Here is a 25,403-nt window from a genome sequence, read left to right as displayed (position 1 = left end):
AAAATAAATTTTAAAAATTATAAAGTGAGTTGAATTTTTTCTTTCAGCCTCCTGTTGGACGGTTAATTAATATGGAGTAATTGAGATAAAAAGCCACATTAATAAGCTATTTTTTTTAATATCAACCACTAATATTTAACCTTGCTTTTACATTTATTTTTTGATTTGACCAAAATAAAAAACAGGGCGCTTAAAGCGCCCCGTAATATAGCCCAGACAATACATTTAGCCTACTTAACGCAGGCTGTTTGGCACTATTTTGACCAGTGCGCTGCTTTCGCGCGCTGCAGTTTTTCATAGGCTTTCAGCAGAGACTGATGCGCCGGGAACGCGTGCAGATCGCTGTCTACTGGTTGAAGACCATAAAATGCGGCTTCACCACTCAATGCCGCACTTGCCGCTTCAACCGCATCGGCGCCGTACATGCGGACAAACGCGTTCAAATATTGCAGCGGCTGACGCTCCTCTTCCTGCGACAATAGCAGCAGCGTTTGCAGGCAACGGTAGTAGTTTGCACGTTCAGCGCTAAACACGGAGGCGTTGAATTCCATCGTCCATTCTGTCCATACCAGCGCTTGCTCCAGGTCACCACCGGCCAGCGCCAGCATCACTTTAAGCTCGCCAATGCGCAGAGTGTACCAACCGTTATCCGCACCGGTCGCCAGACCAAGCAGTTCGCGTACGCGGGTGAAGTCGTCAAAACCTTCTTCATCCAGTTGCTCGAGCAGATTGAGATAGTCTTCTTTATCCCACTCACTGCCAGGCAGAGAGAGGATTGTTTCGCGCAGATGGGCACCCATTGCGTTGTTGGCTAACCACAGATCTTCAGCCGGATAGATGTCAGACATGCCCGGAACGATAATGCGGCAGGCATATACCCCCAGATGTTCGTAGTCGGCGATATACACTTCTTTATCTTCTTGCTTGAAGATGGCCATCAGGGTGGCGAACTCTTCTTCCGTAGTGCCGGAGAAATTCCAGTCAACGAACGGATAATCAGCATCCTGCTTGAACAGATCCCAGGAGATCAGACCGCTGGAATCAATGAAGTGGGTTTCAAGGTTAGTGTGTTCAGCCACTTCTTCATCGTCGAAGGTCGGCGGGGTGAAGACATCAAGATCTTTCAAACCACGACCCTGCAGCAGTTCGGTAACGGTACGCTCCAGCGCAACACCGAAATCCGGGTGCGCGCCGAAGGACGCAAAGCAGGTACCGTTGGCCGGGTTGAACAGGACAACGCAAATCACCGGGTACTTGCCGCCCAGCGAGCCATCGTAGGCGAAAATCGGGAAACCTTCCGCTTCCAGTTTGGCGATAGACTCCACTACCGCCGGGTAGCGCGCCATCACCTCGGCCGGGATTTCCGGCAGACTAATGCTTTCCGCGATAATGCGGTTCTTCACATAACGTTCAAAGACTTCAGACAGGCCCTGAACGCGCGCTTCATTAGGCGTGTTACCCGCAGACATGCCGTTAGAAACGTACAGGTTGCCGATAATATTCATCGGAATATAGACGGTCTGGTTATCAGATTGACGGGTAAACGGCAGGCCGCAGACGCCACGATCTTCATTACCGGATTGCAGATCGATAAGCATGCTTCCGGTCAATTCGTTCTCTGGATCGTAAAACGCGCGCAGACGCGCATCCAGCAGACCTTCCGGCACGTCGTCGTCTTCCGTCAGCGGGAACCATTTTTCGTTCGGATAATGCACGAACGGGCCGTTGGCGACGGTTTCGCCCAGCCAGAAATCCGCAAAGAAGTAGTTCGTAGACAGACGCTCAAAATATTCACCCAGCGCGGAGGCCAGCGCCGCTTTTTTCGTCGCGCCTTTACCATTGGTAAAGCATAGCGCGCATTCTTTGTCGCGAATATGCACAGACCAAACGTTAGGCACAGGGTTCAACCATGAGGCTTCTTCAATCTGAAAACCAAGGTCGAGTAATTTTTGCTGGAAGCGAGCGATGGAGTCTTCCAGAGCGGCATCTTTGCCGGGAATAAATGTTTGCGTCATGAAAATCACTTTTGTCGTACGGAAAGCGCGCAATGATACGGGTTTTCAATGAACGGCGCTATCGCCGCCGGAGCCCAGGCGTAAATAAAACTATTGGCTATGCTTTCACACAGTCAACAATGTTAAGAGCACAAAATGAAAGCATTCGATTTACAGCGTATGGCACTGGATAAGGTGCCAATGGAGTTTCTTGGTGAGGTTGCGCTGCGCAGTCTCTATACCTTTATATTGGTTTTTCTGTTTTTAAAGCTTACAGGGCGGCGTGGCGTACGGCAGATGTCGCTTTTTGAAGTGCTGATTATTCTTACGCTGGGCTCTGCGGCGGGCGATGTGGCGTTTTATGACGATGTGCCGATGATTCCGGTGCTGGTGGTTTTTATTACCCTGGCGCTGCTTTATCGTCTTGTCATGTGGCTGATGTCACACAGCGAAAAGCTGGAAGATCTACTGGAAGGCAAGCCAGTGGTCATCATTGAAGACGGTGAATTGTCATGGTCAAAGCTTAATCGCGCCAATATGACGGAATTCGAATTCTTTATGGAGCTGCGTTTGAACGGCGTAGAGCAACTGGGGCAGGTGAAACTCGCTATTCTGGAGACGAATGGGCAGATCAGCGTTTACTTCTTTGCCGATGAAGACGTAAAACCGGGACTCAGTATCCTGCCTAAACATTGTACACAGCGATTTAAGGTGGTGCCTGAAACAGGCGACTATGCATGTGTACGGTGTAGTGAAGTGGTGCAAATGAGCGCGGGGGATCATCAATTATGTCCGCGCTGCGCAAATCCAGAATGGTCGAAGGCCAGTCGGGCAAAACGGGTCACCTGACAGCGAAAATATCGGTTTTTGTCCGTCAATCCGATAGATTCTGTTGTGTGATCGATGACTCATTTTTACCCCAGCCAGTTTTACCCATTGCGGCGCGTGTCACTGAATGATAAAACCGATATCCACAGGAATAACTTATACCCAATGTCTGTCGCAGGATTATCGTCAATGACAGGATGTTGATTGGATAACAACACAACGTGGTGAGGGGAAATGGCTCAGGTCTTCAATTTTAGTTCAGGTCCGGCAATGCTACCGGCGGAAGTACTTAAACTGGCTCAACAGGATCTTCGCGACTGGAACGGTCTTGGCACGTCGGTAATGGAAATTAGCCACCGGGGTAAAGAGTTTATCCAGGTTGCAGAGGAAGCAGAGCAGGATTTTCGCGATCTTCTCAGCATCCCCTCCAACTATAAAGTGTTGTTCTGCCATGGCGGTGGTCGCGGGCAGTTCGCGGGTATCCCGTTAAATATTCTGGGCGATAAAACCACCGCGGATTACGTCGATGCCGGTTATTGGGCCGCCAGCGCAATTAAAGAAGCGAAAAAATACTGCACGCCAAACGTTATTGATGCCAAAGTCACCGTGGACGGCCTGCGTGCTGTTAAGCCGATGAGTGAATGGCAGCTTTCTGATAACGCGGCATACCTGCACTATTGCCCGAACGAAACCATCGATGGCATTGCGATCGATGAAACGCCGAATTTTGCCAGCAACGTTGTGGTCACGGCGGATCTGTCCTCCACCATTCTTTCCGCACCGCTTGACGTTAGTCGTTATGGCGTAATTTATGCCGGGGCACAGAAAAATATCGGCCCGGCCGGTCTGACGATTGTCATCGTCCGTGAAGATTTACTGGGCAAAGCGCATGTCTCATGCCCGTCAATCCTCGACTATACCGTGCTGAATGACAACGATTCCATGTTCAATACGCCGCCAACCTTTGCCTGGTATCTGTCTGGTCTGGTCTTTAAGTGGCTGAAAGAGCAGGGCGGTGTTAGTGCGATGGATAAAATTAACCAGCAAAAAGCAGAGCTGTTGTATGGCGTGATCGACAACAGCGACTTCTATCGTAACGATGTCGCGAAGTCGAACCGTTCACGTATGAACGTCCCGTTCCAACTGGCTGACAGCGCCCTGGATAAACTCTTCCTGGAGGAGTCTTTCGCTGCGGGGCTGCATGCACTGAAAGGCCATCGTGTGGTCGGCGGTATGCGTGCGTCTATCTATAATGCGATGCCGCTTGAAGGCGTAAAAGCACTGACCGATTTCATGGTCGATTTCGAACGCCGCCGCGGTTAATCTGCTGTACTTTTCATCCCCACAGCCCGCCTGTGGGGTTTTTATATCTGTTTTGAGAGTTGAGTTTCATGGAATCCCTGACGTTACAACCCATTGCGCGGGTGGATGGCACCATCAATCTGCCTGGATCCAAAAGTGTATCTAACCGCGCTTTGCTGCTGGCCGCATTAGCAAATGGCACCACTGTTCTGACCAACCTGCTGGACAGCGACGATGTCCGTCATATGCTCAATGCACTGAATGCGTTAGGGATTAGCTATACCCTTTCCGCCGATCGCACCCGCTGCGAGATTATCGGCAACGGTGGCGCATTACATGCCGAAGGGGCAGTGGAACTGTTTCTTGGCAATGCCGGAACCGCTATGCGTCCACTGGCCGCTGCGCTGTGTCTGGGCAGTAATGACATCGTGTTGACGGGCGAACCGCGCATGAAGGAGCGTCCGATTGGCCATCTGGTTGATGCGTTGCGCCAGGGGGGGGCCAGCATTGAGTACCTGGAGCAGGAAAACTATCCTCCGCTTCGTCTGCGCGGTGGTTTTAGCGGTGGTCAGGTTGAGGTGGACGGCAGCGTATCCAGCCAGTTCCTCACTGCGCTACTGATGACTGCACCGTTGGCACCGCAAGATACGACGATCGTCATTAAGGGCGAGCTGGTATCCAAACCTTATATTGATATCACCCTGAATCTGATGAAGACGTTTGGTGTTGAAATTGAGAATCAGAACTACCAGCGCTTTGTTGTGCAGGGGCAGCAGCAGTATCAGTCACCGGGCGCCTATCTGGTTGAGGGCGATGCTTCTTCTGCTTCATACTTCCTCGCGGCGGGCGCCATTAAAGGCGGTACAGTGAAAGTCACTGGCATTGGCCGCAACAGTATGCAGGGCGATATTCGCTTCGCTGATGTACTGGAAAAAATGGGCGCGACCATTACCTGGGGCGATGACTTTATTGCCTGTACTCACGGTGAACTGAACGCTGTGGATATGGATATGAACCATATTCCCGACGCGGCGATGACTATTGCCACGACCGCGCTGTTTGCTAAAGGCACCACAACCCTACGCAACATCTACAACTGGCGCGTCAAAGAGACCGACCGTCTGTTTGCGATGGCGACGGAATTACGCAAAGTGGGCGCGGAAGTTGAAGAGGGGCATGACTTCATCCGCATCACACCACCAGCGACGCTGAAGTTTGCGGATATCGCAACCTATAACGATCACCGTATGGCGATGTGTTTCTCGCTGGTGGCGCTGTCTGATACCCCTGTCACCATTCTTGACCCCAAATGTACCGCCAAAACTTTCCCGGATTATTTCGAACAGTTGGCGCGTATTAGCGCGCCGGCCTGATTTTATTGCCGCACTATCAGGTGCGGCACATTCTGTCATCCCTGATTGTCTATTTCTTCTACACTCAGCTTCAATGATTCTGCATTTTTCACACAAAGATAACGATCGTTGCCGTTGGCGCGTATAATGCGCGGCGTTCACGTTAACGTATGCCCGTTTAAGGAGAAAAAGATGACGGCAATTGCCCCGGTTATTACCATTGATGGCCCAAGCGGTGCAGGTAAAGGCACCTTGTGCAAAGCAATGGCGGAAGCATTGCAATGGCATCTGTTAGATTCAGGCGCGATCTATCGCGTACTGGCGCTCGCAGCGTTACATCACCATGTTGATGTCACCTCTGAAGATGCTCTGGTACCGCTTGCCTCACATCTGGATGTGCGTTTTATCTCAACGGACGGCAACCTGGAAGTCATTCTGGAGGGTGAAGATGTTAGCGGCGAAATCCGCACTCAGGAAGTGGCGAATGCCGCATCCCAGGTGGCTGCTTTTCCCCGCGTGCGCGAAGCGCTTCTACGTCGTCAACGCGCATTTCGCGAAGCGCCAGGCCTGATTGCCGACGGACGCGATATGGGGACCGTCGTGTTCCCGGATGCGCCGGTGAAAATTTTTCTGGACGCCTCCTCGCACGAACGTGCGCATAGACGTATGCTACAGTTGCAGGAGAAGGGCTTTAGTGTTAACTTTGAACGCCTTTTGGCCGAGATCGAAGAACGCGATTACCGCGATCGTAATCGTGCTGTAGCGCCGCTGATTCCTGCTGCTGATGCTTTAGTTTTGGATTCAACCCGATTAAGCATTGAGCAAGTGATTGAAAAAGCGTTACAATATGCGCGCCAAAAACTGGCACTCGCTTAAGTGCGACCGAATTTGCAGTACCCCCGTTGCAATGGACTGACAGCGGGTATGTTAAACAACCCCATCCGGCATGGAGCCAGGTGGACGTTAAATATGAAACCTGAAGATTAAACATGACTGAATCTTTTGCTCAACTGTTTGAAGAATCCTTAAAAGAAATCGAAACCCGTCCGGGTTCCATCGTTCGTGGTGTTGTTGTTGCTATCGACAAAGACGTAGTACTGGTTGACGCTGGTCTGAAATCTGAGTCCGCCATTCCGGCAGAGCAGTTCAAAAACGCCCAGGGCGAGCTGGAAATCCAGGTTGGTGACGAAGTTGACGTTGCTCTGGATGCAGTAGAAGACGGCTTCGGTGAAACCCTGCTGTCCCGTGAGAAAGCTAAACGTCACGAAGCTTGGATCACGCTGGAAAAAGCTTACGAAGAAGCTGCAACCGTTACTGGTGTTATCAATGGCAAAGTCAAGGGTGGCTTCACTGTTGAGCTGAATGGTATTCGCGCGTTCCTGCCGGGTTCCCTGGTAGACGTTCGTCCGGTCCGCGACACGCTGCACCTGGAAGGCAAAGAGCTTGAGTTCAAAGTCATCAAGCTGGATCAGAAGCGTAACAACGTTGTTGTTTCCCGTCGTGCCGTTATCGAATCCGAAAACAGCGCAGAACGCGATCAGCTGCTGGAAAACCTGCAGGAAGGCATGGAAGTTAAAGGTATCGTTAAGAACCTCACTGACTACGGTGCATTCGTTGATCTGGGTGGCGTTGACGGCCTGCTGCACATCACCGACATGGCATGGAAACGCGTTAAGCATCCGAGCGAAATCGTAAACGTTGGCGACGAAATCACTGTTAAAGTGCTGAAGTTCGACCGCGAGCGTACTCGTGTATCTCTGGGCCTGAAACAGCTGGGCGAAGATCCATGGGTAGCTATCGCTAAGCGTTATCCGGAAGGTACCAAACTGACCGGTCGCGTGACCAACCTGACCGACTACGGCTGCTTCGTTGAAATCGAAGAAGGCGTTGAAGGCCTGGTTCACGTTTCCGAAATGGATTGGACCAACAAAAACATCCACCCGTCCAAAGTTGTTAACGTTGGCGATGTAGTGGAAGTTATGGTTCTGGATATCGACGAAGAACGTCGTCGTATCTCCCTGGGTCTGAAGCAGTGCAAAAACAACCCATGGCAGCAGTTCGCGGAAACCCACAACAAGGGCGACCGTGTTGAAGGTAAAATCAAGTCTATCACTGACTTCGGTATCTTCATCGGCCTGGACGGCGGCATCGACGGCCTGGTTCACCTGTCTGACATCTCCTGGAATGTTGCAGGCGAAGAAGCAGTACGTGAATACAAAAAAGGCGACGAAATCGCAGCAGTTGTTCTGCAGGTTGACGCAGAGCGTGAGCGTATCTCTCTGGGCGTTAAACAGCTCGCAGAAGATCCGTTCAACAACTGGGTTGCACTGAACAAGAAAGGCGCAATCGTAAACGGTAAAGTCACTGCAGTTGACGCCAAAGGCGCAACCGTAGAACTGGCTGACGGCGTTGAAGGTTACCTGCGCGCTTCTGAAGCTTCCCGTGACCGCGTTGAAGATGCAACTCTGGTTCTGAGCGTAGGCGACGACGTTGAAGCTAAATTCACCGGCGTTGATCGTAAGAACCGTGCAATCAGCCTGTCTGTTCGTGCTAAAGACGAAGCTGATGAGAAAGATGCAATCGCGACTGTTAACAAACAGGAAGATGCAAACTTCTCTAACAACGCAATGGCTGAAGCTTTCAAAGCAGCTAAAGGCGAGTAATATCGAGTTCTCTAAATCCTTTGTGCCGTTAACAGCACAAAGGGTGACGAGTAGCTTGACAGATTACAGGATTCGTCCTGTAATCAATGACAAAGGGCGGCTACGGCCGCCCTTAATCAATGCAGCAGCTAATTATGCCTTTAAGGAACCGGAGGAATCATGACCAAGTCAGAATTGATTGAAAGACTTGCAACCCAGCAACCTCATATTCCCGCGAAAGCGGTTGAAGATGCAGTAAAAGAGATGCTGGAACATATGGCCTCGACTCTTGCGCAGGGCGAGCGTATTGAAATCCGCGGTTTCGGCAGCTTCTCTTTGCATTACCGCGCACCTCGCACCGGACGTAATCCGAAGACCGGCGATAAAGTGGATCTGGAAGGGAAATACGTTCCGCACTTTAAACCAGGTAAAGAACTGCGCGATCGCGCCAATATTTACGGTTAAGTTTTTAGCGAGACTTAACGCCGAGAAAAGCACCTGTATGGGTGCTTTTTTCATTTCTGCAGGTTCATACTGGAATCCTCATCCCAGTTAATTCGCACGTTACATCCGCTGCTGAATATCAGCGGAACGCGTGCCGTATAACAGTAAATTGTCGCCAGACAACCGTTGAGTATTACTGCACACTTCCCGCAACAGGGAGGTATTGATGAAAATAACAACGGTGAGTACGTGTGCATTGTGCGGCATTCTCCCTCTGATGCTATTACCCGCGCTGCCTGAAATGCTGAGCATCGGCGTTGTATTTTGTCTGGCATGCCTGCTCTGTCTTTTTCCCCACAAACATATGCGTCTCGCCGGATTAACCGTGCTGTTTTTTCTTTGGGGAATAATGGCGGCGAAAGATGCGCTTTGGGCGGGTAATACGCTTCCTGCTAAAAACCAGCAGGCAATCGTGCGCATAACCGGAACCGACAATATGACCACGCACTACGGTCAGATCACGCACCTGCAGGGGCGGCGAATCTTTCCAGCGCAAGGAATTGTTCTGTATGGGCAGTACCTGCCCGGCGACGTTTGCGCGGGCCAGACATGGGCGATGACGCTTAAAGTTCGCGCCGTACACGGCCAATTGAACGAGGGGGGATTTGACAGTCAACGTTATGCGTTAGCACAGCATCAGCCGCTGACGGGACGGTTCTTGCAGGCTTCGGTCATCGCGCCACAATGTAGCTTACGTTCGAAGTATCTCTCTTCGTTGAAAATCCAGCTCGCCAACTATCCCTGGCAGCAGGTCATACTGGGTCTGGGAATGGGGGAGCGCCTGTCCGTGTCACAAGAGGTAAAAGCCATTATGCGTGATACCGGCACGGCGCATTTGATGGCTATCTCCGGGCTGCATATTGCGTTTGCCGCACTTCTGGCGGGAGGACTGATTCGCGGTGGACAATTTTTTATGCCAACCAAATGGATTTGCTGGCAGGTTCCGTTGGTTGGCGGGATTATCTGTGCGACATTCTATGCCTGGTTAACGGGGCTTCAGCCTCCTGCATTGCGCACGATAGTCGCGCTGATGGTCTGGGGGGCGCTGAAGCTAAGCGGCAGGCAGTGGAGCGGATGGTCGGTCTGGGTCTGTTGTCTCGCAGCCATCGTGGTGGCGGATCCTCTCGCTATTCTGTCACAGAGTCTGTGGTTATCTGCTTTTGCCGTCGCGGCGCTGATATTCTGGTATCAGTGGGTACCTTTACCTGCCTGGTCTCTCTCTCGCATTGGACGCATACTGCTGGCCCTAGCGCATCTGCAACTGGGGATCACGATTCTGCTTCTGCCTGTGCAAATTTCGATGTTTCACGGCATCAGCCTGACTTCATTGGTGGCTAATTTATTTGCCGTACCGCTGGTCACGTTTGTTTCCGTACCGCTGATATTAGCCGGCATGCTGGTGCATTTAACCAGTCTGGGAGGGCTGGAATCGGGACTGTGGTATTTAGCCGATCGCTCTCTGGCGCTGTTATTTTGGGGACTTAATGCTCTGCCTCAGGGCTGGATCAATATAGATGCTCGCTGGCAATGGCTTGCATTGGCACCTGGGCTGATGCTCATCGCATGGCGACTGAATGCCTGGCGTACTCTACCGATGCTTTGTTTCACAGTGCTATTTTTGCTGAGTGAACCGCTCTGGCGGGCGCCACGCACGGATGCATGGCAAGTGCATATGCTGGACGTCGGGCAGGGACTGGCGATGGTGATCGCCCGCAATGGGAAAGCGATCCTATATGATACGGGTCTGGCATGGCCTGAGGGAGATAGCGCGCAGCAATTGATCATTCCCTGGTTACGCTGGCACAACCTCAAGCCAGAAGGGATAATTTTAAGCCACGAGCATATGGATCACCGGGGTGGGTTGCGCTCGCTGCAACAAGCGTGGCCATTCTTATGGATAAGAAGCCCACTAGGCTGGAAAGGTCATCTCCCGTGTTTTCGCGGGGAACGCTGGCAATGGCAAGGATTAACGTTCAGTGCACACTGGCCCCTGCGCGGAAATAAAGCGCGGGGGAATAACCAATCCTGCGTGGTTAAAGTCGATGACGGATACCAGAGTATTCTTCTGACCGGTGATATTGAGTCTCCCGCTGAACAAAAAATGCTAAGTCACTACTGGTCGCATCTGCAGTCAACCGTTATGCAGGTTCCACACCATGGCAGCAATACTTCGTCATCACTGGCGCTGATTCAGCGTGTTGGCGGACAGGCGGCGTTGGCCTCGGCATCCCGTTACAATGCCTGGCGACTGCCATCCTTGAAGGTGAAGCGGCGCTATCGGCAACAAGATTATCAATGGCTTGACACGCCACATCAGGGGCAGATTACGCTGGATTTTTACCCACAAACCTGGCAAATGCGCAGCATGCGGGATCAGATTTTACCCCGTTGGTATCATCAGTGGTTTGGCGTGTCGGAGGATAACGGGTAGAATATGCGGCTATTCTAACAAATGCTGGTTTTTTGAATGCATAACGATAAAGATCTCTCTACGTGGCAGACGTTTCGCCGACTATGGCCAACCATAGCGCCTTTTAAATCGGGTCTGATCGTGGCGGGTATAGCGTTAGTCCTTAACGCGGCCAGCGATACCTTCATGTTATCGCTCCTCAAGCCATTACTGGATGATGGTTTTGGTAAAACTGACCGCTCGGTGCTGCTGTGGATGCCGCTGGTGGTCATTGGGCTGATGATAGTTCGTGGTTTAACCAGCTATGTCTCCAGCTATTGTATCTCATGGGTGTCGGGCAAAGTGGTTATGACCATGCGCCGTCGCCTGTTTGGTCACATGATGGGCATGCCAGTCTCCTTTTTCGATAAACAGTCTACAGGTACGTTGCTGTCACGTATTACCTATGATTCAGAGCAGGTAGCGTCATCGTCTTCCGGCGCGCTGATCACCGTGGTACGTGAAGGGGCCTCAATTATTGGCCTGTTCATCATGATGTTCTATTACAGCTGGCAGCTGTCATTGATTCTGATAGTACTGGCGCCAATTGTATCAGTGGCGATTCGTGTGGTTTCTAAGCGCTTTCGTAGCATCAGTAAAAACATGCAAAACACCATGGGGCAGGTTACGACCAGTGCGGAGCAGATGCTGAAAGGCCACAAAGAAGTTCTGATTTTTGGTGGGCAGGAAGTCGAAACTAAACGCTTTGATAAAGTCAGCAACAAGATGCGTTTACAGGGTATGAAGATGGTTTCCGCCTCTTCTATCTCCGATCCTATCATCCAGTTGATTGCGTCTCTGGCTCTGGCCTTCGTGTTATATGCAGCCAGTTTCCCAAGCGTCATGGAAAACCTGACGGCAGGGACCATTACCGTTGTCTTCTCGTCAATGATCGCGCTGATGCGTCCGTTGAAATCGCTAACTAACGTCAACGCGCAGTTCCAGCGTGGTATGGCGGCATGCCAGACCTTATTCACGATTCTGGATAGCGAACAGGAGAAAGACGAAGGTAAACGCGTTATCGAACGCGCTACCGGCGATCTGGAATTCCGCAATGTGACCTTTACTTATCCGGGACGTGAAGTCCCTGCGCTGCGTAACATCAACCTGAATATTCCGGCGGGTAAAACCGTCGCTCTGGTTGGTCGTTCGGGTTCAGGTAAATCTACCATCGCCAGTCTGATCACGCGCTTCTACGATATCGATGAAGGGCAGATTCTGATGGACGGACACGATCTGCGCGAATATACCCTGGCATCCCTGCGCGATCAGGTTGCTTTGGTTTCGCAGAATGTGCACCTGTTTAACGATACGGTCGCGAATAACATCGCCTACGCGCGTACCGATTTATACAGCCGTGAGCAGATTGAAAAAGCGGCGCAGATGGCCTATGCCATGGATTTCATCAATAAGATGGATAATGGTCTGGATACGGTGATTGGTGAAAACGGCGTATTGCTTTCCGGCGGACAGCGTCAACGTATCGCTATCGCCCGTGCCTTACTGCGTGACAGTCCGATCCTGATCCTTGATGAAGCTACGTCGGCTCTTGATACTGAATCTGAACGCGCGATTCAGGCTGCACTGGATGAGCTACAGAAAAACCGTACTTCTCTGGTCATTGCACACCGTCTTTCTACCATTGAGCAGGCGGACGAAATCATCGTGGTGGAAGACGGGGTGATTGTTGAGCGCGGAACCCATAACGAGCTGATTGAGCAACGCGGCGTGTATGCGCAATTACACAAAATGCAATTTGGTCAATGATCGCACGTATCTGGTCTGGTGAATCGCCGCTGTGGCGCTTATTACTTCCACTTTCCTGGCTGTATGGTCTGGTGAGTGGGGGGATCCGCTTATGCTACAAACTTGGACTCAAGCGCGCATGGCGTGCGCCGGTACCAGTAGTCGTAGTGGGAAACCTTACCGCAGGCGGGAACGGTAAAACGCCGGTGGTGATTTGGCTGGTTGAACGACTACAACAACGTGGTATCCGCGTGGGCGTGGTTTCTCGTGGTTATGGTGGAAAAGCCGCGGCTTACCCGCTGTTGTTGACAATAGATACTACGACTGCAGAAGCGGGCGATGAACCAGTGCTCATCTACCAGCGTACAGGCGTGCCTGTAGCGGTCTCTCCGAACAGAGCGGATGCGGTAAAAGCCATTTTGGCGCATCATGATGTGCAGATTATTGTGACGGACGATGGTCTACAGCATTATCGTCTGGCGCGAGATGTTGAAATCGTGGTGATTGACGGCGAACGTCGGTTTGGCAATGGCTGGTGGCTTCCGGCCGGTCCAATGCGGGAACGCGCAGGTCGGCTTAAATCGGTGGATGCGACAATCGTTAACGGTGGCAGTCCGCAGCCGGGGGAAATCCCCATGCGACTTGAACCAGGGCTGGCCGTTAATTTACGCACGGGTGAACGTCGTGATGTGGCAAAGCTAAGCAATATTGTTGCCATGGCGGGTATTGGCCATCCGCCCCGTTTTTTTGCCACGCTTGAAGCGTGCGGAGCCAAACCACAAAAATGTATTGCGCTGGCAGATCATCAATCTCTGACCTACAGTGACGTCAGTGCGTTTTCAGACGCAGGGCAAACGCTGGTGATGACGGAAAAAGATGCGGTTAAATGCCGCGCATTTGCTGATGATAACTGGTGGTATTTACCCGTGGACGCACATTTGTCAGGCGAACGGCCTGATATGTTGCTGGATAGCTTAATCTCGCTGACTCGCTAACGGATTCAAGCTGCGGCAGCGAATCATTTATGAGGTCATAAATGTCGTTGCCGCACCTTTCTCTGACGGATGCTCGTCATCTTCATCTTGCCGCCCAAGGGCTGCTGAAAAAAACACGCCGCCAGGCATCTCCTGCCGATATTCTTGCCACCATTTCGCGCATGTCTTTATTGCAAATCGATACCATTAATATTGTGGCGCGTAGTCCTTACCTGGTGCTGTTCAGTCGATTGGGTGATTATTCCCCGCAATGGCTGGATGACTCGCTACGGCAGGGTGAGCTGATGGAGTACTGGGCGCACGAGGCCTGCTTTATGCCGCGCAGTGACTTTATGCTGATACGCCACCGCATGCTGACGCCGGAGAAGATGGGCTGGAAATATAAAGCGGCGTGGATGACAGAACATGCCCATGAGATTGAGCAGTTGCTCCAGCATATCCACCATAACGGGCCGGTACGCTCAGTCGATTTTGAACATCCCCGTAAGGGAGCCAACGGCTGGTGGGAATGGAAGCCGCATAAGCGACACCTTGAAGGACTGTTTACTGCCGGGAAAGTGATGGTGGTGGAGCGGCGTAATTTCCAGCGAGTCTATGATTTAACCCATCGCGTCATGCCGCACTGGGATGATGAACGTGACAGGCTTTCACAAGAGGAAGCCGAAATTATCATGCTGGATAACAGCGCCCGTAGTCTGGGGATTTTTCGCGAACAGTGGCTGGCAGACTACTATCGCCTGAAGCGCCCGGAGTTAAAAAACTGGTGTGATGTGCGCAAGGAGCAGCAACAAATTATCCCGGTCGACGTTGAAGGGCTGGGAACCCTGTGGTTGCATAGCGATCTTCAACCGCAGCTTGAGCAGGCACTGGGGGGGAAATTAACGGCAACGCATAGCACGGTTTTATCACCGTTTGATCCGGTGGTCTGGGATCGCAAACGGGCAGAGCAGCTATTCGATTTTAGCTATCGGCTGGAATGTTATACGCCAGCAACGAAACGTCAGTACGGTTATTTTGTCCTGCCGTTGCTGCATCGTGGACAGTTAGTGGGGCGGATGGATGCCAAAATGCACCGTAAAACAGGTGTGCTGGAGGTGATTTCGCTATGGTTACAGGATGGGGTCAAACCTGGCGTTACTTTGCAAAAAGGGTTGTTCCAGGCGATTGATGATTTTGCCCGTTGGCAGCAGGCAACGCGCGTGACGCTGGGGCGCTACCCTGAAGGTTTATTTGCTGGCGCACGTCATGGTTGGGAAATAGCCCCAGCCCGTTAAGCGATTATGTTAATATTTACGGATTCACAATCCGGTCCATCTGGAGGAACTATGGATCATCGTCTGCTTGAAATCATTGCCTGCCCGGTATGCAATGGCAAACTCTGGTTTAACCAGGAAAAACAGGAACTGATTTGTAAACTGGATAACCTTGCTTTCCCACTGCGTGATGGCATTCCCGTTTTACTGGAAACTGAAGCCCGCGTTCTGACTGCGGATGAGAGTAAATCATGAGTTTTGTGGTCATTATTCCTGCGCGTTATGCGTCTACACGTTTGCCGGGCAAGCCGCTGCTGGATATCAACGGCAAGCCGATGATCGTGCATGTGCTGGAGCGTGCGCGTGAATCTGGCGCTGAGCGCATTATCGTTGCCACCGATCATGAAGATGTCGCTCGTGCGGTAGAAGCGGTGGGAGGGGAAGTTTGCATGACCCGGGCCGATCACCAGTCGGGTACCGAGCGTCTGGCGGAAGTCGTCGAGAAATGTGGCTTTAGCGATGATACCGTTATTGTGAACGTTCAGGGTGATGAGCCGATGATCCCAGCGGTCATTATTCGTCAGGTGGCCGAAAATCTGGCGCAACGCCAGGTTGGCATGGCGACCCTTGCGGCTCCCATTCATAGTGCGGAAGAAGCATTTAATCCGAATGCGGTTAAAGTCGTTCTGGACAACGAAGGCTATGCGCTCTATTTTTCACGCGCAACCATCCCCTGGGATCGTGACCGTTTTGCCAAAAGCCTGGAAACGGTAGGCGATACCTTCCTGCGTCATCTGGGGATTTACGGTTATCGCGCCGGTTTTATTCGCCGCTATGTTAACTGGCAGCCCAGCCCGCTTGAGCATATTGAAATGCTGGAGCAACTGCGTGTGCTGTGGTACGGCGAAAAAATTCACGTGGCCGTCGCTAAAGAAGTACCGGGTACTGGCGTAGACACTGCCGAGGATCTTGAGCGCGTTCGCGCCGAAATGCGTTAGTTTTTCTCATGGCACTCCCCCCATGATGCCGCGTATTTTTGGGAGGAGTGTCGTATCGTTACGTTTTCCCTGTGCTTTTCTTTTCATCAATTGATCTCATCCGGGTGACATCTGTCTGCGCGACGCTCATTATGAAAGCAGTAGCTTTTATGAGGGCAATCTGAAATGGAACAGTTGCGTGCCGAACTCAGCCATCTGCTGGGTGAAAAACTCAGTCGTATTGAATGCGTGAATGAAAAAGTGGATACCGCTCTGTGGTCATTGTACGACAGTCAGGGCAATCCGATGCCGCTGATGGCGAGAAGTTTCACCACGCCGGGGATGGCGCAGCAGCTGGCATGGAAAACCTCCATGCTGGCGCGCAGTGGCACGGTACGTATGCCGGTCATTTATGGCGTCTTAACGCATGAGGAGCATCCCGGTCCTGATGTGCTCTTGCTTGAGCGTCTACGCGGCGTGCCGGTGGAAGCGCCTGCCCGAACGCCCGAGCGCTGGGAACATTTAAAAGATCAAATCGTAGAAGGGTTGCTGTCATGGCATCGGCAGGATAGCCGCGGCTGCGTGGGAGCGGTGGATAACACGCAAGAGAATATCTGGCCGTCCTGGTATCGCCAGCGTGTCGAGGTATTGTGGAGCACGTTGAATCAGTTCAACAATACTGGGCTGACGATGCAGGACAAGCGGATTCTGTTCCGCACCCGTGAATGTTTACCCGACTTATTTGCCGGATTTAATGATAACTGCGTGCTGATCCACGGCAATTTCAGTTTACGCAGCATGCTCAAAGATGCTCGTAGCGATCAGCTTCTGGCGATGGTGGGACCGGGCTTGATGCTATGGGCGCCAAGAGAATATGAATTGTTCCGCTTAATGGACAATGCGCTGGCGGAGAGCCTGCTTTGGCAATATCTGCAACGCGCGCCAGTGGCGGAGTCATTCATCTGGCGGCGCTGGTTGTATGTGTTATGGGATGAGGTGGCGCAACTGGTCAATACCGGACGCTTTAATCGTGCCAACTTTGATCTGGCGACAAAATCACTGCTGCCGTGGCTCGCCTGACTATCCGGCCTGGAATTCTGCGCTGAATCTGTAGGCCTGATAAGAGGCAACATTTCTGTCAATGTTCCGTTCCTTTCAGCCACTGCCAGATGCGTCCCAGCGTTTCGTATCCGACACGATCGCTGTGCATTAACCAGACGGGCGAGGGAATTGCCCGCTCCCATGGATTAAGCGGGGAATCAATCGCTAACTGATTGGCAGGTGCTGGCAGCGGGTGTAGCCCGGCCTGCTGGAAGAAAATCATGGCACGCGGTAAGTGCGACGCGGAGGTCACCAGCAGAAACGGTGCGTTGCCGATGGCCTGCTTTACTGCCACTGCTTCTTCTTCAGTATCTTTGGGTTGATCCAGCGTGATGATGTCACCCGGCGGCACCCCCAGCGACTGTGCTACGCGGGCGCCAGCTTCCGCGGTACTAACGTTATTCGTTTTTGCGGCGGCACCGGTAAAGATAAGCTTCGACCCTGGATTCGCGCGCCATAGGCGAATACCTTCATTCAAGCGTGGAAGGCTATTGCTAATCAGGTTTGAGCTCGGCGCCCACTGTGGGTTCCAGGTATATCCTCCGCCCAGCACCACAACATATTCTACTTTTTGCGTATCCTGCCAGGTGGGATAGCTATCCTCAATAGGTTTCAGCAAGCTGTCGGCGACGGGTTGCAAGCTCAGGAGTAATAGCGCCAGCCAACTCAGGCTGATACACACTTTCCCTGTTTTTTGAAAGCGGCTAAACCAGACCAGCGCCAGGCCAATACCCATCATCGTTAGCATCAGCGGAAGCGGCAGCATCATACCGCCAATCACTTTCTTCAGCGTAAAAAGCATCCTTTTTGGTTCCTTTTTTAACCATACAGCAGGGGATCTGCAGGGATATTACACCAGGAAGGTTCATTCTCGGCGTGGGTGTGACAAAATAGCGGTTTTACTTAGTCACCCTAAAGCCAGCATGTGGAGAGCCCGATGCGGGATCGCAATTTTGATGACATTGCAGAGAAGTTTTCCCGTAACATTTACGGCACCACCAAAGGTCAATTAAGACAGGCTATCCTTTGGCAGGATTTGGATCGATTATTAGCGACATTCGGTGAGCAAAAATTGCACATTCTGGATGCCGGCGGTGGTGAAGGGCAAACGGCCATCAAGATGGCACAACGTGGGCACTTCGTGACATTATGCGATCTGTCAGGCGAAATGATCGCCCGTGCGAAACAGGCGGCAGAGGCAAAAGGTGTGAGCGGAAACATGCATTTTATACAATGCGCCGCTCAGGACGTTACTGCGCATTTGGAAACCCCGGTTGATCTGATATTGTTTCATGCTGTGCTGGAATGGGTGACGGATCCCGTCAGCGTATTACAGACGCTGTGGTCAGTATTGCGTCCCGGCGGCGCGCTGTCGTTAATGTTCTACAATGCTAACGGTCTGTTGATGCATAACATGGTCGCAGGGAACTTTGACTATGTGCAGGTGGGGATGCCGAAACGTAAAAAGCGTACGCTTTCACCGGACTACCCACGCGATCCGGGGCAGGTTTACCAGTGGCTGGAAGAGATCGGTTGGCAGATAACGAGTAAAACCGGCGTCCGTGTGTTTCATGATTATCTGCGGGATAAGCATAAACAGCATGACGACTACGAAATGTTACTTGAGTTAGAAACGCGCTATTGCCGCCAGGAACCGTATATCAGCCTTGGGCGCTATATTCATGTCACCGCGATTAAAAGTCCGGCCCGAGCCGCAGATGCAAGGATAACCTATGAGTGAATTTTCCCAGACAGTCCCCGAACTGGTTGCCTGGGCCAGAAAAAATGACTTCTCCATCTCTCTGCCGGTAGACAGACTTTCGTTCCTGCTGGCGGTCGCCACTCTGAACGGCGAGCGACTTGACGGCGAGATGAGTGAAGGTGAGCTGGTGGATGCGTTCCGCCATGTGAGTGATGCGTTTGAGCAAACCAGCGAAACCATTGGCGTACGCGCGAACAACGCGATCAACGATATGGTGCGTCAACGTCTGCTGAACCGCTTTACCAGCGAGCAGGCAGAAGGAAACGCGATTTATCGTTTGACGCCGCTCGGCATTGGCATCACCGATTATTATATTCGTCAACGCGAATTCTCTACACTGCGTCTTTCTATGCAGTTGTCGATTGTGGCCGGTGAATTGAAGCGCGCGGCGGATGCGGCAGAGGAAGGTGGCGATGAGTTCCACTGGCATCGCAATGTTTATGCGCCACTGAAATATTCGGTGGCGGAGATTTTTGACAGTATCGATCTCACCCAGCGCATCATGGATGAACAGCAGCAGCAAGTGAAAGACGATATCGCGCAGTTGCTGAATAAAGACTGGCGGGCGGCGATTTCCAGCTGTGAACTGCTGCTTTCTGAAACTTCCGGGACGCTGCGCGAACTGCAGGATACGTTGGAAGCGGCTGGCGATAAGCTACAGGCAAACCTGTTACGCATCCAGGATGCCACGATGACGCATGACGATTTGCATTTTGTCGACAGGCTGGTGTTTGACTTACAAAGCAAACTCGACCGCATTATCAGCTGGGGTCAGCAGTCTATTGATTTGTGGATCGGTTACGATCGTCACGTGCATAAGTTTATCCGTACCGCGATTGATATGGATAAAAACCGCGTCTTTGCCCAGCGTTTGCGCCAGTCCGTGCAGACTTATTTTGACGATCCGTGGGCGCTGACTTATGCCAACGCCGACCGTCTGCTGGATATGCGTGATGAAGAGATGGTCCTGCGTGACGAAGAGGTCACCGGTGAGCTTCCGACAGATCTGGAATATGAAGAATTTAACGAGATCCGTGAGCAACTGGCGGCGATTATCGAAGAACAGTTGGCTATCTACAAATCCAGACAAACGCCACTGGATCTCGGTTTGGTAGTGCGCGAGTATCTGGCGCAATATCCACGTGCGCGTCACTTCGACGTCGCGCGTATTGTTATCGATCAGGCGGTACGTCTTGGCGTAGCGCAAGCAGATTTCACCGGACTGCCAGCCAAATGGCAGCCGATTAATGATTACGGAGCCAAGGTACAGGCGCATGTCATTGACAAATATTGAACAAGTGATGCCGGTAAAGCTGGCGCAGGCGCTGGCGAATCCGTTATTTCCGGCGCTGGATAGCGCCTTACGTTCGGGCCGACATATCGGCCTGGATGAACTGGATAATCATGCCTTCCTGATGGATTTTCAGGAGTATTTTGAAGAATTTTACAGCCGCTATAACGTGGAACTGATCCGCGCGCCGGAAGGATTCTTCTATCTTCGCCCGCGTTCAACGACGCTCATTCCGCGTTCGGTTCTGTCCGAACTGGATATGATGGTGGGTAAAATTCTTTGCTATCTCTATCTCAGCCCGGAACGCCTGGCGAATGAAGGGATTTTTACCCAACAAGAGTTGTACGACGAGCTGTTGACGCTGGCGGACGAAGCGAAACTGCTGAAGCTGGTGAACAATCGTTCAACCGGTTCGGACGTTGACCGTCAGAAGCTACAGGAAAAGGTACGTTCTTCGCTAAACCGTCTGCGTCGCTTAGGTATGGTGTGGTTTCTGGGCCACGACAGCAGCAAATTCCGTATTACGGAATCGGTCTTCCGCTTTGGCGCAGACGTGCGCAGCGGTGACGATTCGCGTGAAGCCCAGCGTCGCTTAATTCGTGATGGCGAAGCGATGCCGGTCGAGAACCGCCTGCAGCTCAACGATGAGCCCGAAGAGAATCAGCCGGACAGTGGAGAAGAAGAATAATGATTGAACGCGGTAAATTTCGCTCACTTACGCTGATTAACTGGAATGGTTTTTTTGCCCGTACGTTCGACCTGGATGAACTGGTCACCACGCTGTCCGGCGGTAACGGTGCGGGTAAATCCACGACCATGGCGGCATTTGTTACGGCGCTCATCCCGGATTTAACCCTGCTGCATTTCCGTAATACCACCGAAGCCGGTGCGACCAGCGGTTCACGTGACAAAGGTCTGCACGGTAAGCTGAAAGCGGGTGTCTGTTACTCAATGCTCGACGTCCTCAACTCCCGCCATCAGCGCGTGGTTGTTGGCGTTCGTCTGCAACAGGTTGCCGGTCGCGATCGTAAAGTGGATATCAAGCCGTTTGCCATTCAGGGGTTGCCGATGTCGGTGCAACCCACTCAGTTGGTTACGGAAACGCTGAACGAACGCCAGGCGCGCGTCCTGTCTCTCCCTGAGCTGAAAGAGAAGCTTGATGAGATGGAAGGCGTGCAGTTTAAGCAGTTCAACTCGATAACGGATTATCACTCGCTGATGTTCGATCTGGGCATCATTGCCCGTCGTCTGCGCTCTGCGTCCGATCGTAGTAAATTCTATCGTCTGATTGAAGCCTCGCTGTATGGCGGTATCTCCAGCGCCATTACTCGCTCACTGCGTGATTACCTGCTGCCAGAAAACGGTGGCGTGCGCAAAGCGTTCCAGGATATGGAAGCCGCGCTGCGTGAAAACCGCATGACGCTGGAAGCTATTCGCGTAACCCAGTCTGACCGCGATCTGTTTAAGCATTTGATCAGCGAAGCGACCAACTACGTGGCAGCAGATTATATGCGCCATGCCAACGAGCGCCGTATTCATCTGGATAAAGCGCTGGAATATCGTCGTGAACTGCATACCTCACGCAAGCAGTTGGCTGCTGAGCAGTATAAACACGTAGATATGGCGCGCGAGCTGGGCGAGCATAATGGCGCGGAAGGCGATCTGGAGGCTGATTACCAGGCCGCGAGCGATCACCTCAACCTGGTGCAAACCGCGCTGCGTCAGCAAGAAAAAATTGAACGCTATGAAGCGGATCTCGAGGAATTACAGATCCGTCTCGAAGAACAAAATGAGGTCGTCGCGGAAGCCGTTGACCGCCAGGATGAAAACGAAGCCCGCGCGGAAGCTGCTGAGCTGGAGGTGGATGAGCTGAAAAGTCAGCTTGCCGATTACCAGCAGGCGCTGGATGTCCAGCAAACGCGAGCTATCCAGTATGCCCAGGCAATTCAGGCGTTAAGCCGGGCCAAAGAGCTGTGTCACTTACCGGATCTGACAGCCGACAGCGCTGCTGAATGGCTGGAAACCTTCCAGGCCAAAGAGCAGGAAGCTACAGAAAAACTGTTGACGCTGGAACAAAAAATGAGCGTGGCGCAAACCGCGCACAGTCAGTTTGAACAGGCTTATCAGCTGGTGGCGGCGATCAACGGCCCACTGGCGCGTGGTGAGGCCTGGAGCGTGGCGCGTGAACTGCTGCGGGAAGGTGTTGAGCAGCGTCACCTGGCGGAACAGGTTCAGCCGTTGCGTATGCGACTCAGCGAGCTGGAACAGCGTCTGCGCGAACAGCAAGACGCCGAACGTCTTCTGGCGGAATTCTGCAAGCGTCAGGGTAAACAGTTCGATATCGATGAGCTGGAAGCGCTGCACCAGGAGCTGGAAGCGCGCATCGCCGCCTTGTCGGACAGCGTATCGTCAGCCAGCGAACAGCGAATGACGCTGCGTCAGGAACAGGAACAGCTGCAGTCGCGTATCCAGCATTTGATGAAACGCGCACCGGTCTGGCTGGCCGCGCAAAATAGCCTGAATCAACTTAGCGAACAGTGCGGCGAAGAGTTTACTTCAAGCCAGGACGTGACCGAATATCTGCAGCAATTGCTGGAGCGCGAGCGTGAGGCCATTGTTGAGCGCGATGAAGTTGGCGCGCGCAAAAACGCGGTTGATGAAGAAATTGAACGTTTAAGTCAGCCGGGCGGGGCGGAAGATCAACGTCTGAACGCGCTGGCGGAACGCTTCGGTGGCGTGCTGCTGTCAGAAATTTATGACGACGTTAGCCTTGAAGATGCGCCGTACTTCTCCGCGCTGTACGGTCCATCGCGCCATGCTATCGTGGTGCCGGATCTGTCGCTGATTACCGAACAACTTGAAGGCCTGACGGATTGTCCGGAAGATCTCTATTTTATCGAAGGGGATCCGCAGTCGTTTGATGACAGTGTTTTCAGCGTTGATGAGCTGGAAAAAGCGGTGGTGGTGAAAACCGCCGAACGTCAGTGGCGTTATTCCCGCTTCCCGACGGTGCCGATTTTTGGTCGTGCGGCGCGCGAAAGCCGTATCGAAACCCTGCATGCCGAGCGTGAAGGGCTGTCTGAACGTTTTGCCACGCTCTCTTTTGACGTCCAGAAAACCCAGCGCCTGCATCAGGCGTTCAGCCGCTTTATCGGCAGCCATTTGTCGGTGGCGTTTGAAGCCGATCCAGAAGCGGAAATTCGTCAGTTGAACAGCCGCCGCGTTGAGCTGGAGCGTGCGCTGACCAATCATGAAAATGATAACCAGCAAAGCCGTATGCAGTTTGAACAGGCGAAAGAGGGGGTTTCTGCGCTGAACCGCCTGCTGCCGCGTTTAAATCTGCTGGCCGATGACACGCTGGCCGATCGCGTGGACGAAATTCGCGAGCGTCTGGATGAAGCTCAGGAAGCGGCGCGTTTTGTGCAGCAGCACGGTAATCAGTTAGCCAAACTGGAACCGATGGTCTCGGTTCTGCAAAATGACCCTGAGCAGTTTGAACAACTGAAGGAAGATTACGCGTATTCCCAGCAGATGCAGCGTGATGCGCGTCAGCAGGCGTTTGCGCTGACTGAGGTCGTACAACGCCGGGCGCACTTTAGCTATTCCGATTCAGCCGAAATGCTGAGCGGAAACAGCGATCTGAACGAAAAACTGCGCCAGCGTCTGGAACAGGCGGAAGCTGAACGTACCCGCGCTCGTGAAGCGCTGCGCAGCCACGCCGCGCAGTTAAGCCAGTACAACCAGGTCATGGCGTCGCTGAAAAGCTCCTATGACACTAAAAAAGAACTGCTCAACGATTTACAACGTGAACTGCAGGATATCGGCGTTCGTGCTGACAGCGGCGCGGAAGAGCGTGCCCGTATCCGTCGTGATGAACTGCATGCGCAGCTCAGTAACAACCGTGCGCGCCGTAACCAACTGGAAAAAGCGCTGACCTTCTGCGAAGCGGAGATGGATAACCTGACTCGCAAATTGCGCAAACTGGAACGCGATTATTTTGAGATGCGCGAACAGGTGGTCACCGCGAAAGCCGGCTGGTGTGCGGTCATGCGCATGGTGAAAGACAATGGCGTTGAACGCCGTCTGCACCGTCGCGAGCTGGCGTATCTTTCTGGCGATGAACTGCGTTCGATGTCGGATAAGGCGTTGGGCGCGCTGCGTCTGGCGGTGGCGGATAACGAACACCTGCGTGATGTGTTGCGCATGTCTGAAGATCCGAAGCGCCCGGAACGTAAAATTCAGTTCTTTGTCGCGGTTTATCAACATCTGCGTGAACGTATTCGTCAGGATATTATTCGCACCGACGATCCGGTGGAAGCGATTGAACAGATGGAGATCGAACTGAGCCGTCTGACGGAAGAATTAACCTCGCGTGAACAGAAGTTGGCGATCAGCTCCCGCAGCGTGGCGAACATCATTCGTAAGACGATTCAGCGCGAACAAAACCGTATCCGTATGTTGAACCAGGGTCTGCAAAGCGTATCGTTTGGCCAGGTAAATAGCGTTCGTCTGAACGTCAACGTGCGTGAAACCCACGCCACCTTGCTGGACGTACTTTCCGAGCAGCATGAACAGCATCAGGATCTGTTTAACAGCAACCGTCTGACCTTCTCTGAAGCGCTGGCGAAGCTGTATCAGCGTCTGAATCCGCAGATTGATATGGGGCAACGCACGCCGCAAACCATTGGTGAAGAGCTGCTGGACTACCGTAACTATCTGGAAATGGAAGTTGAGGTTAACCGTGGTTCAGACGGCTGGCTGCGTGCTGAATCTGGCGCACTGTCAACCGGTGAGGCGATCGGGACCGGGATGTCGATCCTGGTGATGGTTGTACAAAGCTGGGAAGATGAAGGTCGCAGACTGCGCGGGAAAGATATCTCGCCTTGTCGTCTGCTGTTCCTTGATGAAGCTGCGCGACTTGATGCCCGCTCTATCGCGACCCTGTTTGAACTGTGCGAGCGTTTGCAGATGCAGCTGATTATCGCTGCGCCGGAAAACATCAGCCCGGAGAAAGGCACCACCTACAAACTGGTGCGTAAAGTCTTCCAGAACACCGAGCACGTTCACGTGGTGGGTCTGCGTGGGTTTGCCCCGCAGTTACCTGAGCCACTGCCAGGAACTGAAGACGCTTCCTCGCAGGCAAGTTAAGTAAGAAGGCGGCTAAATAGCCGCCTTCTTCTTGTGCACAGAAAACCCCCAGCTAGGCT

General features: G+C 52.5%; 19 protein-coding genes. 17 read left to right on the top strand and 2 right to left on the bottom strand.

Going from position 1 to position 25,403, the window contains the following annotated elements; genetic code table 11:
* Positions 1–254: 254 nt before the first annotated feature.
* Positions 255–2,015 (bottom strand): 30S ribosomal protein S12 methylthiotransferase accessory factor YcaO, encoded by a 1,761-nt coding sequence (gene ycaO / locus FDX04_RS18360; RefSeq protein ID WP_137359930.1) that lies wholly within the window; start codon positions 2,013–2,015, stop codon positions 255–257.
* Positions 2,016–2,150: 135 nt separating this feature from the next.
* Here ycaO and FDX04_RS18355 point away from each other — a divergent pair, with 135 nt between their 5' ends.
* The 13 genes from FDX04_RS18355 (at position 2,151) to FDX04_RS18295 (ending at position 17,122) form a co-directional block, all read left to right on the top strand.
* Positions 2,151–2,843 carry a DUF421 domain-containing protein gene (locus tag FDX04_RS18355; protein ID WP_038639302.1) on the top strand — a complete coding sequence of 231 codons (693 nt, stop codon included), beginning with the start codon at positions 2,151–2,153 and terminating at the stop codon, positions 2,841–2,843.
* A 213-nt stretch (positions 2,844–3,056) separates the two neighbouring features.
* Positions 3,057–4,145, top strand: coding sequence for a 3-phosphoserine/phosphohydroxythreonine transaminase (gene serC, locus FDX04_RS18350; protein ID WP_137349300.1), 1,089 nt, complete (start codon positions 3,057–3,059; stop codon positions 4,143–4,145).
* A gap of 68 nt (positions 4,146–4,213) precedes the next feature.
* Entirely contained in the window at positions 4,214–5,497 is a 1,284-nt protein-coding gene (gene aroA, locus FDX04_RS18345) for a 3-phosphoshikimate 1-carboxyvinyltransferase (protein WP_137359932.1), read from the top strand.
* Positions 5,498–5,668: 171 nt separating this feature from the next.
* Positions 5,669–6,352 (top strand): (d)CMP kinase, encoded by a 684-nt coding sequence (cmk, locus tag FDX04_RS18340; protein WP_061381864.1) that lies wholly within the window; start codon positions 5,669–5,671, stop codon positions 6,350–6,352.
* 113 nt (positions 6,353–6,465) lie between these two features.
* Entirely contained in the window at positions 6,466–8,139 is a 1,674-nt protein-coding gene (gene rpsA, locus FDX04_RS18335) for a 30S ribosomal protein S1 (RefSeq protein WP_003035776.1), read from the top strand.
* A gap of 159 nt (positions 8,140–8,298) precedes the next feature.
* Positions 8,299–8,583 (top strand): integration host factor subunit beta, encoded by a 285-nt coding sequence (gene ihfB / locus FDX04_RS18330; protein ID WP_003035780.1) that lies wholly within the window; start codon positions 8,299–8,301, stop codon positions 8,581–8,583.
* A 205-nt stretch (positions 8,584–8,788) separates the two neighbouring features.
* On the top strand, positions 8,789–11,053 hold the full coding sequence (locus FDX04_RS18325; RefSeq protein WP_137359933.1) for a ComEC family protein: 2,265 nt from the start codon (positions 8,789–8,791) through the stop codon (positions 11,051–11,053).
* Between the two features lie 36 nt (positions 11,054–11,089).
* Positions 11,090–12,838: a lipid A ABC transporter ATP-binding protein/permease MsbA gene (gene msbA / locus FDX04_RS18320; RefSeq protein WP_042309449.1), complete on the top strand. Its 1,749-nt coding sequence runs from the start codon at positions 11,090–11,092 to the stop codon at positions 12,836–12,838.
* On the top strand, positions 12,835–13,812 hold the full coding sequence (lpxK, locus tag FDX04_RS18315) for a tetraacyldisaccharide 4'-kinase (RefSeq protein ID WP_137359934.1): 978 nt from the start codon (positions 12,835–12,837) through the stop codon (positions 13,810–13,812). Before msbA ends, lpxK begins: the two co-directional genes overlap by 4 nt.
* A 41-nt stretch (positions 13,813–13,853) precedes the next feature.
* Entirely contained in the window at positions 13,854–15,086 is a 1,233-nt protein-coding gene (locus FDX04_RS18310) for a winged helix-turn-helix domain-containing protein (RefSeq protein ID WP_137359935.1), read from the top strand.
* 51 nt (positions 15,087–15,137) lie between these two features.
* Positions 15,138–15,320 (top strand): protein YcaR, encoded by a 183-nt coding sequence (gene ycaR, locus FDX04_RS18305; RefSeq protein ID WP_003035793.1) that lies wholly within the window; start codon positions 15,138–15,140, stop codon positions 15,318–15,320.
* The gene (gene kdsB / locus FDX04_RS18300) at positions 15,317–16,063 is read left to right on the top strand and encodes a 3-deoxy-manno-octulosonate cytidylyltransferase (RefSeq protein ID WP_042309444.1); all 747 of its coding nucleotides are present in this window, start codon (positions 15,317–15,319) and stop codon (positions 16,061–16,063) included. Before ycaR ends, kdsB begins: the two co-directional genes overlap by 4 nt.
* Before the next feature lie 165 nt (positions 16,064–16,228).
* The gene (locus tag FDX04_RS18295; RefSeq protein ID WP_137359936.1) at positions 16,229–17,122 is read left to right on the top strand and encodes a YcbJ family phosphotransferase; all 894 of its coding nucleotides are present in this window, start codon (positions 16,229–16,231) and stop codon (positions 17,120–17,122) included.
* Positions 17,123–17,180: 58 nt separating this feature from the next.
* Here the strand turns inward: FDX04_RS18295 and elyC are convergent, their stop codons facing one another.
* On the bottom strand, positions 17,181–17,945 hold the full coding sequence (gene elyC, locus FDX04_RS18290) for an envelope biogenesis factor ElyC (RefSeq protein WP_137359937.1): 765 nt from the start codon (positions 17,943–17,945) through the stop codon (positions 17,181–17,183).
* 135 nt (positions 17,946–18,080) lie between these two features.
* On the opposite strand from elyC, the gene cmoM reads away from it, so the two are divergent.
* The 4 genes from cmoM to mukB are packed head-to-tail and all read left to right on the top strand — an operon-like array spanning position 18,081 to position 25,344.
* Positions 18,081–18,884, top strand: coding sequence for a tRNA uridine 5-oxyacetic acid(34) methyltransferase CmoM (gene cmoM, locus FDX04_RS18285; protein WP_042309438.1), 804 nt, complete (start codon positions 18,081–18,083; stop codon positions 18,882–18,884).
* Positions 18,877–20,199 carry a chromosome partition protein MukF gene (gene mukF, locus FDX04_RS18280; protein WP_137359938.1) on the top strand — a complete coding sequence of 441 codons (1,323 nt, stop codon included), beginning with the start codon at positions 18,877–18,879 and terminating at the stop codon, positions 20,197–20,199. The genes cmoM and mukF overlap by 8 nt, the downstream gene beginning before the upstream one ends.
* Positions 20,180–20,884 (top strand): chromosome partition protein MukE, encoded by a 705-nt coding sequence (gene mukE, locus FDX04_RS18275; RefSeq protein ID WP_137371312.1) that lies wholly within the window; start codon positions 20,180–20,182, stop codon positions 20,882–20,884. The genes mukF and mukE overlap by 20 nt, the downstream gene beginning before the upstream one ends.
* A complete protein-coding gene (gene mukB, locus FDX04_RS18270) occupies positions 20,884–25,344 on the top strand; it encodes a chromosome partition protein MukB (RefSeq protein ID WP_137349307.1) in 4,461 nt (1,486 codons plus the stop codon). The genes mukE and mukB overlap by 1 nt, the downstream gene beginning before the upstream one ends.
* Positions 25,345–25,403: the final 59 nt, after the last annotated feature.

The sequence above is a fragment of the Citrobacter sp. wls615 genome, assembly GCF_005281355.1.
Taxonomy (GTDB): domain Bacteria; phylum Pseudomonadota; class Gammaproteobacteria; order Enterobacterales; family Enterobacteriaceae; genus Citrobacter; species Citrobacter werkmanii.
This window is presented reverse-complemented; position numbering and strand designations above follow the sequence as displayed.

Bases quoted from the DNA above. Each gene is read 5' to 3' on its own strand.
- ycaO (WP_137359930.1), bottom strand. From the start codon at position 2,015: ATGACGCAAACATTTATTCCCGGCAAAGATGCCGCTCTGGAAGACTCC.
- FDX04_RS18355 (WP_038639302.1), top strand. From the start codon at position 2,151: ATGAAAGCATTCGATTTACAGCGTATGGCACTGGATAAGGTGCCAATG.
- serC (WP_137349300.1), top strand. From the start codon at position 3,057: ATGGCTCAGGTCTTCAATTTTAGTTCAGGTCCGGCAATGCTACCGGCG.
- aroA (WP_137359932.1), top strand. From the start codon at position 4,214: ATGGAATCCCTGACGTTACAACCCATTGCGCGGGTGGATGGCACCATC.
- cmk (WP_061381864.1), top strand. From the start codon at position 5,669: ATGACGGCAATTGCCCCGGTTATTACCATTGATGGCCCAAGCGGTGCA.
- rpsA (WP_003035776.1), top strand. From the start codon at position 6,466: ATGACTGAATCTTTTGCTCAACTGTTTGAAGAATCCTTAAAAGAAATC.
- ihfB (WP_003035780.1), top strand. From the start codon at position 8,299: ATGACCAAGTCAGAATTGATTGAAAGACTTGCAACCCAGCAACCTCAT.
- FDX04_RS18325 (WP_137359933.1), top strand. From the start codon at position 8,789: ATGAAAATAACAACGGTGAGTACGTGTGCATTGTGCGGCATTCTCCCT.
- msbA (WP_042309449.1), top strand. From the start codon at position 11,090: ATGCATAACGATAAAGATCTCTCTACGTGGCAGACGTTTCGCCGACTA.
- lpxK (WP_137359934.1), top strand. From the start codon at position 12,835: ATGATCGCACGTATCTGGTCTGGTGAATCGCCGCTGTGGCGCTTATTA.
- FDX04_RS18310 (WP_137359935.1), top strand. From the start codon at position 13,854: ATGTCGTTGCCGCACCTTTCTCTGACGGATGCTCGTCATCTTCATCTT.
- ycaR (WP_003035793.1), top strand. From the start codon at position 15,138: ATGGATCATCGTCTGCTTGAAATCATTGCCTGCCCGGTATGCAATGGC.
- kdsB (WP_042309444.1), top strand. From the start codon at position 15,317: ATGAGTTTTGTGGTCATTATTCCTGCGCGTTATGCGTCTACACGTTTG.
- FDX04_RS18295 (WP_137359936.1), top strand. From the start codon at position 16,229: ATGGAACAGTTGCGTGCCGAACTCAGCCATCTGCTGGGTGAAAAACTC.
- elyC (WP_137359937.1), bottom strand. From the start codon at position 17,945: ATGCTTTTTACGCTGAAGAAAGTGATTGGCGGTATGATGCTGCCGCTT.
- cmoM (WP_042309438.1), top strand. From the start codon at position 18,081: ATGCGGGATCGCAATTTTGATGACATTGCAGAGAAGTTTTCCCGTAAC.
- mukF (WP_137359938.1), top strand. From the start codon at position 18,877: ATGAGTGAATTTTCCCAGACAGTCCCCGAACTGGTTGCCTGGGCCAGA.
- mukE (WP_137371312.1), top strand. From the start codon at position 20,180: ATGTCATTGACAAATATTGAACAAGTGATGCCGGTAAAGCTGGCGCAG.
- mukB (WP_137349307.1), top strand. From the start codon at position 20,884: ATGATTGAACGCGGTAAATTTCGCTCACTTACGCTGATTAACTGGAAT.